The organism is Thermoanaerobaculia bacterium, from assembly GCA_018057705.1.
Classification (GTDB): Bacteria; Acidobacteriota; Thermoanaerobaculia; order Multivoradales; family JAGPDF01; genus JAGPDF01.
Genome location: JAGPDF010000173.1, coordinates 1 through 3,094, shown reverse-complemented (window position 1 = coordinate 3,094; position 3,094 = coordinate 1). Strand labels below are relative to the sequence as shown.

3 protein-coding genes are annotated in these 3,094 nt (G+C 69.5%); all 3 read right to left on the bottom strand.

The window, feature by feature from the left end:
* Window positions 1-351 (bottom strand): thiamine-phosphate kinase (locus KBI44_21805; GenBank protein ID MBP9147123.1); only part of this gene is annotated, 351 nt, incomplete at its 3' end.
* A 26-nt stretch (window positions 352-377) separates the two neighbouring features.
* Window positions 378-2,840, bottom strand: a complete 2,463-nt coding sequence (lon, locus tag KBI44_21800; protein MBP9147122.1) for an endopeptidase La — start codon at window positions 2,838-2,840, stop codon at window positions 378-380.
* The coding region (gene nrdR, locus KBI44_21795; protein MBP9147121.1) for a transcriptional repressor NrdR at window positions 2,837-3,094 on the bottom strand (258 nt) is incomplete at its 5' end. The genes nrdR and lon, both read right to left, overlap by 4 nt.

The following is a 3,094-nucleotide window of genomic DNA, read 5'->3' as shown; positions in this document are numbered from 1 at the left end:
GGAGAGATGGAGCTCCTTCGCCACCGCGAGATCGCCGCCGGCGAGCGCGACCCCGAAGCCGTCGCAGGCGCGGACGAGAGCGCGGAAGAAGGCACGATGATCGAAGTCCGGCGGCGCGGCGAGGGCGAGAAATGCGTGGCGCGGGCGCGCGCCCGAGGCGGCCATGTCGGAAAGGTTGACCGCCAGCAGGCGGCGCGCGACGACCGCCGGGGCAAGACCGGTGGGGAAGTGCACGCCTTCGATCTGCTGGTCGACCGTGACCACCGCGCCGGAAGGCAGCGTCGCGGCGTCGTCGCCGATGAGGGTCGTGCGGGAGCCGCGTCGCGCGGTGAGCGTCCGAAGCCAGGCCACGAGGCCCTCTTCGGACTTCGGCGCGCTCACCGCGGGCGCGCGCCGGTTCTGCGGCCGGAGCGCGCGACCTTCACGGTGCCTGTAGCGGGTCGTCCCGCGGGCCGCTTCGGCTTCGCTTTCCGGGCCCGGGGCGAGGGGCGAAGCGGCAGAAGGACGCGGTCGAGGACGTCGTCGACCGATTCGACGAGATGGAGGGTGAGGCCCTTGTGCGCCGAGGCCGGAATCTCGACCAGGTCGCGCTTGTTGAGTTTCGGCAGCACGACAGAGCGGATGCCGGCCGCCTGCGCAGCGAGCAGCTTCTCCTTGAGTCCGCCGATCGCCATCACCTCGCCGCGCAGGGTGATCTCGCCGGTCATCGCGAGCTTGCGGTCGATCTTGCGCCCGGTGAGGGTCGAGACGAGCGCCGCGGCGATGGTGATGCCGGCCGACGGGCCGTCCTTCGGGATGGCACCCGCCGGGACGTGCACGTGCAGGTCGTTCTGGGTGAAGAACTCCGCCGGGTGGCTGTGGCGCGCCGCCCAGTCGCGGGTGAACGACAGCGCGGCCTGGGCGGACTCCTTCATCACCTCGCCCAACTGGCCGGTGAGCACGAGCTGGCCCTTGCCGGGGGTGGCCAGGACCTCGATGAACATGAGCTCCCCGCCGGCCGCAGTCCAGGCGAGCCCGGTCGCGACGCCGACCCGGTCGCGCTCGAGCAGGTCCTCGCTGGTGTGTTTCGGCTGTCCCAGGTACTTCTCGATGGTGCGCGGACCGAGCGTCACCCGCCGCGCCTTGCCGCCGGCGACGGTGATCGCCACCTTGCGGCAGACGCTGGCCATCTCGCGTTCGAGCCCGCGCAGGCCGGCCTCGCGCGTATAGCCCGAGATCGTGCGCCGCAGGGCGGCGTCGCTCCACGCGAGGTGGGCGTCGGAGAGGCCATTGTCCGCCAGCGTCTTGGGCAGCAGATGGCGCTTCGCGATGGCGAGCTTCTCCTCGAGGGTATAGCCCGAGAGGCGCAGGACCTCCATGCGGTCGAGAAAGGCCGGCTGGATCGGCTCGAGGAGATTGGCAGTGGTGACGAACAGGACGCGCGACAGATCGTAGGCGACGCCCAGATAGTGATCGCGGAAGTTCGAGTTCTGTTCCGGGTCGAGGACCTCCAGCAGGGCCGACGACGGGTCGCCGCGGAAGTCGGCGCCGATCTTGTCGATCTCATCGAGCATGAAGACCGGGTTCGACGTTCCGGCCTGGTGCAGGCCCTGGAGGATCCGCCCGGGCAGGGCGCCGACGTAGGTGCGCCGGTGGCCGCGGATCTCGGCTTCGTCGCGAACGCCACCCAGCGACAGGCGCACGAACTTCCTCCCCATGGCGCGCGCGATCGAGCGCCCGAGAGATGTCTTCCCGACTCCGGGCGGGCCGACGAAGCAGAGGATCGGTCCGCGGGCGTTCGCCTTGAGCTTCCTCACGGCGAGGAACTCCAGCATCCGATCCTTGATCTTCTCCAGGTCCCAGTGGTCCTCGTCGAGGATCTTCCGGGCATGCGCGAGGTCGAGGTTGTCGGTGCTCATCGCCTGCCAGGGGAGCCCCGTGAGCCAGTCGAGGTAGGTGCGTTGAACGGCCGCCTCGGCGCTGTCGGGGTGGCCGCGCTCGAGCCGGCGGATCTGGCGCTCGAGCTCTTCCTTCGCCTCGTCGGGGAGGTTCTTCTCCTCGGCCAGCTTGCGATAGCGCGCGACCTCCTCGGCGAGCTCGTTCTCCTCGCCGAGCTCGAGCTGGATGGCGCGCAGCTGCTGGCGCAGGAAGTACTCGCGCTGGTTGCGGTCGATCTCGCCGCGGGCCTGGGAAGAGATCTCCTGCTGCATCGTGAGCAGCTGGATCTCGCGCAGCATGAATTCGGTGACCATCTTCAGGCGCTCGGTGCCGTCGATCGTCTCGAGCACCCGCTGCGCGTCGGGAATCGCGAGCTCGAGGTTGCTGGCGATGAGATCGGCCAGCCGGCCGGGATCCTCGAGGTTGGCGACCAGCACGAGGACCTCGGGCGAGACGCCCTTTCCCAGGCCGACGATGCGGTCCATGCTCTCTTTGGCCGAGCGCACCAGCGCCTGGGTGGCGAGCGAGCCCGGCCTCTCCGGACTCTCTGGAATCGGCACGATGCGCGCCTGGGGGAAGTCGTCGGGTCGGGAGAGGTGCTCCAGACGGACGCGGGCGACCCCCTGGACGAGCAGGCGGATCCGGCCGTCCGGCAACTTCAGCATGCGCATGATCGAGGCGGCGGTGCCGACCTCGTAGAGGTCGGACTGCTCGGGCTCCTCGATCGCGGCGTCACGCTGCGCCACCAGGAGAACCATCCGGTTCTCGGCCAGCGACTGGTCGACGGCTCGAATCGAGCTCTCGCGCCCGAGCGACAGCGGGACGATGATGAACGGGTAGAGGACGGCGTCTTTGAGCGGCAGCACCGGCAGGATGTCGGGCAGCCGGGTGGTCTCGTCCAGCGGGTTCTCCCGCGACTTCATGCGGTGCCTTTCTTCTTGAGCAGGGTCTTCAGCTCGTCCATGAACTCGCCCACGTCCTCGAAACGGCGGTAGACCGAGGCGAAGCGGACGTAGGCCACCTGGTCGAGCTCGCGCAGGCGCTCCATCGCGAAGGCGCCGATCTCGCTCGTCGAGAGCTCGCGGTCCTCCTGCTCCGTCAGCAGGCTCTCGGCGGCGTCCACGATCTCTTCGAGCTGGCGCAGCGACACCGGACGCTTCTCGCAGGCCTTCTCGAG

Coding starts and splice junctions, on each gene's coding strand:
- lon (MBP9147122.1), bottom strand. CDS start 2,840: ATGAAGTCGCGGGAGAACCCGCTGGACGAGACCACCCGGCTGCCCGAC.